Origin of the sequence: Stenotrophomonas sp. TWI587 (genome assembly GCF_039674145.1) — a bacterium.
In the GTDB taxonomy this organism is placed as follows: Bacteria; Pseudomonadota; Gammaproteobacteria; order Xanthomonadales; family Xanthomonadaceae; genus Stenotrophomonas; species Stenotrophomonas maltophilia_AY.
The window spans coordinates 131,938-139,036 of the sequence record NZ_JBDJMW010000010.1 but is presented as its reverse complement, the minus strand read 5'-3'; the positions used below and the strand labels follow the sequence as shown (position 1 = coordinate 139,036).

The 7,099-nt window shown below is 60.3% G+C and carries 7 protein-coding genes and 1 tRNA gene; 3 read left to right on the top strand and 5 right to left on the bottom strand.

What is annotated here, in order from left to right:
- The first annotated feature begins 1,150 nt into the window (after positions 1 to 1,150).
- The 3 genes from ABE464_RS16300 (at position 1,151) to ABE464_RS16290 (ending at position 3,599) form a co-directional block, all read left to right on the top strand.
- A complete protein-coding gene (locus ABE464_RS16300) occupies positions 1,151 to 2,455 on the top strand; it encodes a hypothetical protein (RefSeq protein WP_346472780.1) in 1,305 nt (434 codons plus the stop codon).
- A gap of 282 nt (positions 2,456 to 2,737) precedes the next feature.
- Positions 2,738 to 3,142 (top strand): hypothetical protein, encoded by a 405-nt coding sequence (locus tag ABE464_RS16295; protein WP_346472779.1) that lies wholly within the window; start codon positions 2,738 to 2,740, stop codon positions 3,140 to 3,142.
- A gap of 76 nt (positions 3,143 to 3,218) precedes the next feature.
- The gene (locus ABE464_RS16290; RefSeq protein ID WP_346472778.1) at positions 3,219 to 3,599 is read left to right on the top strand and encodes a hypothetical protein; all 381 of its coding nucleotides are present in this window, start codon (positions 3,219 to 3,221) and stop codon (positions 3,597 to 3,599) included.
- A gap of 311 nt (positions 3,600 to 3,910) precedes the next feature.
- On the opposite strand, the gene ABE464_RS16285 is transcribed toward ABE464_RS16290, so the two are convergent.
- The 5 genes from ABE464_RS16285 to mltG all read right to left on the bottom strand — a co-directional run bounded on the left by ABE464_RS16285 (position 3,911) and on the right by mltG (position 7,079).
- A tRNA-Val gene (locus ABE464_RS16285) sits at positions 3,911 to 3,985 on the bottom strand.
- Positions 3,986 to 4,050: 65 nt separating this feature from the next.
- A complete protein-coding gene (locus ABE464_RS16280) occupies positions 4,051 to 4,404 on the bottom strand; it encodes a PilZ domain-containing protein (protein ID WP_088432861.1) in 354 nt (117 codons plus the stop codon).
- The gene (locus tag ABE464_RS16275; RefSeq protein WP_346472777.1) at positions 4,401 to 5,360 is read right to left on the bottom strand and encodes a DNA polymerase III subunit delta'; all 960 of its coding nucleotides are present in this window, start codon (positions 5,358 to 5,360) and stop codon (positions 4,401 to 4,403) included. Before ABE464_RS16275 ends, ABE464_RS16280 begins: the two co-directional genes overlap by 4 nt.
- Entirely contained in the window at positions 5,353 to 6,021 is a 669-nt protein-coding gene (gene tmk / locus ABE464_RS16270) for a dTMP kinase (protein WP_346472776.1), read from the bottom strand. Before tmk ends, ABE464_RS16275 begins: the two co-directional genes overlap by 8 nt.
- A complete protein-coding gene (gene mltG / locus ABE464_RS16265) occupies positions 6,018 to 7,079 on the bottom strand; it encodes an endolytic transglycosylase MltG (protein ID WP_346472775.1) in 1,062 nt (353 codons plus the stop codon). Before mltG ends, tmk begins: the two co-directional genes overlap by 4 nt.
- Between the last annotated feature and the right edge of the window lie 20 nt (positions 7,080 to 7,099).

Below are 7,099 nucleotides of genomic sequence, written 5' to 3'. Positions count from 1 at the left end.
TCCTTCACGACTACCTCTATTGACTCCGTATGCCTAGTCATATGCACAGTCCTCTTCCTATCTACAAAGATAAGCGATAGAACGGGGCCGGGGAATCAGGGGGCTATCTCAGTAACAGCTGGACCTGGATCTGCGCTTCCTCTGTTGGCAAGCTATGCCGGCCAAGTTTTCCTAGAATGGAACGACAGCCTACAAGACATGGACTTGGCGCTCCTAGTCATAGACCAAAACGATAGCATTACGGAGTCGATCAACTTCAGTAGAATTGGCTCCCTTAACAGCCCACCCTTTGCCCTGCTAGATACGGACGTGCGACAAGGCCCTGGCATTGAGCGCATTGACATAGGAGCATGGCATTTCAATCGTTACGAGCTCGTAGCGACAAACTACTCGGGAGTCGGAGCGATGACACCGGAGGCGCTTGAGTGCCGAGTTGTGACGCCCGAGGGAACTACAGTTCTGCGGTGCCCATCGGGACTCTCTTTATCGCAGCGTGAGTGGCGAATCGCCGAGCTTTTCGTTCACCATGGCGTTATCAAAATCGTGCCGATCGATCCTAATTATCAAATTTTTTGACATTTAATACAAAGATTTGGATTTACTCAAGCCTGCGAAATTCGTATTTCACTCTAATTTCTTCAGCGACTCCTAGACTGCTTACAACTTCGCGCAGCTGCTTAGTCACCTTTAACGGCTTAATACCACGCATTAATGAGTACCCAATGCATTTTGTGCGATCAATGGATAGCAGTCGCTGCACGGCGAGTAGACTCGAACGAAAGCAATGGATCAAAAGCCGCCTTTCCTACCCCTTAAAAATTCCCAGTCCCCGCCACGCCCGCGTCCGCCTCGTGCTCCTGCCTTCGATTCACCCGACATCTCTATCCCGCAGGACCAGGGGAGCTATCAGAGGGGCGGCGGGTGGCGCAAAGGGGCTGAACAGCCGCAGATATACATGCGGATCGTTGACGCGCTAGATCGACTCTGCTTCCAAGGCTAAGCCTTGGAGCGGAAGCTGTAGACGTGTCGGCTCGCTCCTGCGAAGGGCGAGAGTAAGTTACTCACAGACCAGCGAAAATCTTGAACGGCACTTGTGCGGCGCCCTATCCAATCTTAATCTCTGACCACAACTGTGCCCATGGGAGGGGCTATGTCAGACGCCGAAGCTGCTAACGCACAACTACCCCTGATTGTGCACGAGTTGCGTAACGTATTCGCCGCTGTAGAAAGCACTCGGGGATCTGGCAACGACCCTATTCAGAGATATGGCTGGAACGCACCGGGAGTGACGCCCTGGGACATTGGCATGTTGGCCGCGGATCTAGCCGGCCAAATCGAATCTGAGCTCCCATTTGAGGAGACCGCAGAAACCGCTGCGTTGCTGGAGGCCTGGCCTGCCGCGCTTCAGCACATAGCAAGCGGCTCGGTCCCGCACCTCCTCAACGGCAATGCCCCGTCAGCAGCAATCGCAATTGTGAGTACTCTGTCTGCATTGCGCATGGTGGTTAACTCAGTACTCGGTTGGTCAGAGCTCCGGGACCGCGCCAAAATGCCACAAGCACTCAGGCGGAAGCTTACAGGGATAGAGGCCTCTATAAATGCCATTGTGCCGGATGCCAATAGGCTCACAGAGCAAGTTGCAACCATCAAGGATGCTGCTGAGGCCGCCTACGACCTTCCGGTTAGTCTAGATGAGCTGAAGCGAGCTCGTGCCCAGATATCTGCCGACGCTGACGCGGTGAAGGAGAGAAGCACCCAGGCTGCGGCCGCACTCCAGTCTTCAACCGATATTCTTGCCAAGCTGGAATCAGCCAAGCTTGAAGCAGATGCCTTGGTAGCTAAGGTACGAGAGTCGCAACGAATTACTACGTCCATTGGGCTCGCCGCCGCCTTTGATGAGAAGGCTCGGAGTCTGGGAGTGACCCTGGGGCTGTGGGTTGGCATTCTAGTAATTTCGCTATCGGGTGCGGCAGTGCTAACTGCATATCGGTGGCAAACCCTAACCAAGCTCGCTGAAGGCGAGCCAAATTGGCCAGCCGTCGCGCTCCAAGTCTTTCTTTCGGCGCTGAGCTTGGCGGGCCCGGGGTGGCTTGCTTGGCTTGCAACAAAGCAGATTGGGCAGCGGTTTAAGATGGCAGAAGACTATGCTTTCAAGGCTTCCGTCGCGAAGGCATATGAGGGGTACAGGCGAGAGGCTGAGCTTCTCGAGGACAGTGAGATGGCTGCTCGTCTATTCGATTCCGCGCTCGCGCGACTTGATGAGGCACCACTTCGCTTCTTGGATAGCGAGACTCATGGCAGTCCTTGGCATGAGTTTGCTCAGACAACCGTATTTAGAGATGCCTCTGCACGAATTCCAGGATTCGTGGACAGCTACAGAAATTTCTTCAAAAAATCGCCGCGTCGTCGAGGGAATTCAAATGAAGAAATTAACTCATCTAGCACGGAAGATTAAGGGTTGCTTCACCCTTGGAAACATACCCGCTTGACTAATGCTGAGCCTTGCATTTAGCTCAAGCAAAATTTACTTTCAGACATAGATAGTTTCCTGAGAACTTTGGAATGGTCGCCCAGCGGCGACCACCAGCACCGCGTAATCCGACAGGGCTTGTTGATGTCTCGTCTCGAGTGGAGATAGCTAGGATCGAGCAGACTCGAGATGGCAAGCTGACGCCGCATTGGGCTGTAGACACCTCTTCTAACCGCACCTTTATCGTACAGCTAGGTGATGCGCGCCATGAAAAATTCTGTACCAACGGAGAGACAAGTTCTTCGCTGCATCTTCAAAATGTACGAGAGCTCATTCCCTGCCGAAGGCCCTAACATCGGAAAAACGATGATCGCAATCGACATTAAGGCCGTATCAAAAAATCTTGGCTGCGATCAGAACATTCTCTTCGGATATCTCTACTATCACTTGGACCACAAATATCGCTACAAGACAGGCGAGAATAGTTCTGTGCATCTTTTTGCCCCAGCAGTCGGCCAATTGCGCAACGCAGTCAATCTCCCATATCTAACTGCCATTCTCGCCGCTCAGGAACAGGAGCACACAAAGTTTGCCTGGTCGCTGGGCGTGTCCCTCGTTGCTCTCGCGCTTTCCGTAGGCGCGATCATCGCGCAGCTATTGACCACGATTTAAACTGCTTTCGCTCCGTCAAGCCCGTAATATCACACTATCACGGCGCGGTTCGCGACACACAATTACGGGATTATTGATGGACTCTCGATATAGGCTATTTACAACCATCTTCGGGATTGCAATATTAATATCCGGGTGCGGCTTAGGATCTTCCCGTTATTCAGGCGCAAGCTCCGCCGATGAGCCTCATGAAGACTTGTGTACTGACGAGAACGCGCGTATCTCAGTGCTTGAGGACCAACTGGAGCAAGCGCGTAGGCAGCTTGATGCGCTCGAAGAGAGGAAGAACCAGCTTCAATCAGCTGCAGATAATCTACGGAGCAATGTGGATCGACTAGGTCTAGAGAACTGGCGAGATGTTGTTCCGGACATTGATGCTTCCGCTAACGAAGTAAAGGACGAAGCTAGTCAGATGGCTAGCGAACTCAGTGAAGCTGCTGATGTCCTCGAAGATTGATGACGGCGCATCTGATCCCTTTGCTCGCACCACGCTTCAGATCCACTCCACGAGAGTCAAGCTCCCATTCGACAGCTTCGTCTTCTGCACACTTGAGAAAGCCGGATACTGCTGTTCAGCCGAACTCTCTCCGGATTGACAACAATGCGCGGCAAAAAGAACGCGTGACGCCACCGGCCCTGCACTTGTGGGCTCAATGGGAAAATCGGGACGCGCACTCCGTCAGCTCACTCGCGCTACGCAACCCTTAAACCATCAAACCCAACCCAACAAAAAAGCCCCCGTTTCCGGAGGCTTTTTCGACTGAATCATGGTGGGCGGTACAAGGTTCGAACTTGTGACCCTTGCCGTGTGAAGGCAATGCTCTACCGCTGAGCTAACCGCCCGATGCTGCTGAGCCGCTCATTATAGGGCGGCAAATTTTGACGTCAACGGTTTCGCAGAAATTTCTTCACATCGTGTGCGTGGGCTTGTCCGCGGTCAGGATGCCGGCCAGCAGCGTCTCGATCCGGTGGCGGACGGTCTCCCCTTCCGCGCCGTCGGCCAGCTGTACGCCGATGCCGGCCGCGCGGTTGCCCTGCGCCCCGGCGGGGGTCACCCAGATCACCTTGCCGGCCACCGGCAGGCGCTCGCTGGAGTCCGGCAGGGTGAGCAGCAGGAACACCTCATCGCCCAGGAAGTAGCGCTTGGGCGTGGGCACGAAGATGCCGCCGTTCTTCACGAACGGCATGTAGGCGCTGTACAGCGCGGCCTTGTCCTTGACGGCAAGGGACAGGATGCCCTGTCGGGCGTTGGTGGCGCTCATGCTCTATTCCCCTTGGCGTGCCGTTCGTTGACCTTTCCCCAGGCCAGCAGCAGCTCCACCACCGCAAGATCGGCGCGCACCGTGGTGCGCAGCAGGTCGCGGGTGCGGTTGGCCGCATCGAACCAGGCGGCCAGCTTGTGCAATCGATCGGGATCGGTCAAGCCACCACCGGTGGCCTGGGCCAGGGCGAGATCGGCGGCGTGGCGCAGGCGCAGGGCGGCGTTGTCATCGGCGGTCCAGCGCTGGGCCAGTTCCACCGCGCCGGAGCGGCCAGCGACGAGGGCTTCCAGGTCGGTGGCGACCTGGCGGCGCAGGGTCAGGCCATCTTCGCGCAGCCACTGGTCGGCCAGGCCGGGATGGCCGCGGGCGGCATCCAGGGCTTCGCGGGCGCTGGCTTCGCTGTGGCCCAGGGTCTGCAGCCAAGCCAGCGCTTCCTCGCGCGGCGGCAGCTTGAACTCCAGGCGCTGGCAGCGGCTGCGGATGGTGGCCGGCAGGCGCGCGGGATCGGCGCTGATCAGCCACAGGTAGCGGCCGGGCTGCGGCTCTTCCAGGGTCTTGAGCAGGGCGTTGCAGGCAGCGCGGTTGATAGCGTCGGCGGGATCGACGATCACCACCTGGGCCACGCCGTACTGCGGGGTCAGCGAGAGCTTCTGCGAGACCTCGCGGATCTGCTCGATCACGATCTCGGTGCGCAGCTTGTCGCCGGTTTTGTTGGGGATGAACGAGATCCGCTGCAGGTCCGGGTGGGTGCCGGCGGCCAGCAGCTGGGCGCTGCGCTTGGCCGCGGCGGGCTCACCCTGCCCCAGCACGTGCTCGGCCAGCCGCAGCGCGACGCCCAGCTTGCCCAGGCCGGCCGGGCCGCAGAACAGCAGGCCATGGCCGAGGCGACCGGCATCGAGCGCGGCCACGGTCTGGTCATAGGCGCGCTGCTGCCAGGGGGAGAAGGGTTCAGCCACGTTCCGGCTCCTGTGCCAACCATGCCTCCACGGCCGCCACCACCGCGCGGGCGACGCCGGCCTGGTCCTGGCTGGCGTCGATCAGGCGGTAACGGGCGGGGTCTTCGCTGGCACGCTGGCGGAACACCGCGCGCACCCGCTGGAAGAAATCATCGTGCTCGCTTTCGATGCGGTCCGGCCACAGGTCGCGGCCGTTGGCGCGCGCACGGCCGACGGCCACGTCCACATCCAGCAGCAGGGTCAGGCCGGGCAGCAGGCCGACGGCGCGGCGCTCCAGATCGGCGATCCACGCCGGGTCCAGGCCGCGGCCACCGCCCTGGTAGGCGTAGCTGGAATCGGTGAAGCGGTCGCACAGCACATAGGCGCCGCGCTGCAGCGCCGGGGCGATCACCTGGCGCACGTGCTGGGCGCGGGCGGCGAACACCAGCAGCAGCTCGGCCTCGGCCGAGAGCGGCTCGGCGGCGATCTCCGCGTCCGGCGTGAGCACCAGCGCGCGGATGCGCTCGGCCAGTGCGGTGCCGCCGGGTTCGCGGGTGAGTACCACCTCATGCCCGCGCGCCTGCAGGGCCTCGCGGATCGCGTTGATGGCGGTGGTCTTGCCGGCGCCCTCGCCCCCTTCCAGGCTGACGAAATGCGGGTGCCGGTGCAGCGCGGGACTCATTGGGGTGCGGCCTCGTTGGTGCGTTTGCTGCGCAGCTGCTGCAGGTAGCGGGCAACGGCGGCGTTGTGGTCGGTGTAGTTGGCCGAGAAGATGTGCGCGCCACTGCCGTCGCCCACGGCCACGAAGTACAGCGCATCGCCCTTGGCCGGCTGCGCGGCGGCATGCAGCGCATCGCGCCCTGGCATGGCGATCGGGGTCGGGGTCAGGCCGGCGCGCGTGTACGTGTTGTACGGCGTATCGGTGGTGAGGTCGCGCTTGCGGATGTTGCCGTCGTAGCTGCTGCCGATGCCGTAGATCACGGTGGGGTCGGTCTGCAGGCGCATGCCGATCTTCAGGCGGCGCATGAACACCCCGGCGATCTGCGGCCGCTCGCTGGGCAGTGCGGTTTCCTTCTCGATGATCGAGGCGAGGATCAGCAGCTCATACGGGGAGTTCAGCGGCAGGTCGTCCACCCGGCTGTCCCACGCGGCGGTGAGTTCTTTTTCCATCGCGGCATGCGCGCGCTTGAGCACGTCGATGTCGCTGTCGCCACGCTGGTAGACGTAGGTCTCCGGCAGGAAGCGGCCTTCCGGGTGTTCGCCGGGGAAGCCGACCGCCTTCATCAGGGCGGCATCGTCCAGTTCGTCGGTGGTGTGCACCAGCGGATCGGCACGCTTGAGCGCAGCGCGAAGCTGACGGATGTTCCAGCCTTCCACGATGGTGACGCGGTGCTGCAGGACGCGGCCCTGGCGCATGCGGGTCAGCAGCTCGCGCGGGGTCATTGCAGGATCAAGCGCGTATTCACCGACCTTGAGCTTGCCCGCTGCATCGAGCTGGCGTGCCAGCAGCTGCCATTGGGTGTCGCTGCCTTCGTCCACGCCAGCCTGGCGCAGCTTGCCGAGCACGGTGCTGAAGCCATCACCGGAGGCGATCACCACGCTCTCCGCGCTTGGGGTGACCGGTGCATCGGCAAAGGCGCCCTGGCGATGCCAGAACCATGCCCCTGCGGCCGCAACCAGCAAGGCCAGCAGCAGCAACACGGCCAGTACGGCCAGACATCCCCGTTTCGCACCCGCCATGCTCACCTCGAATCCATTTC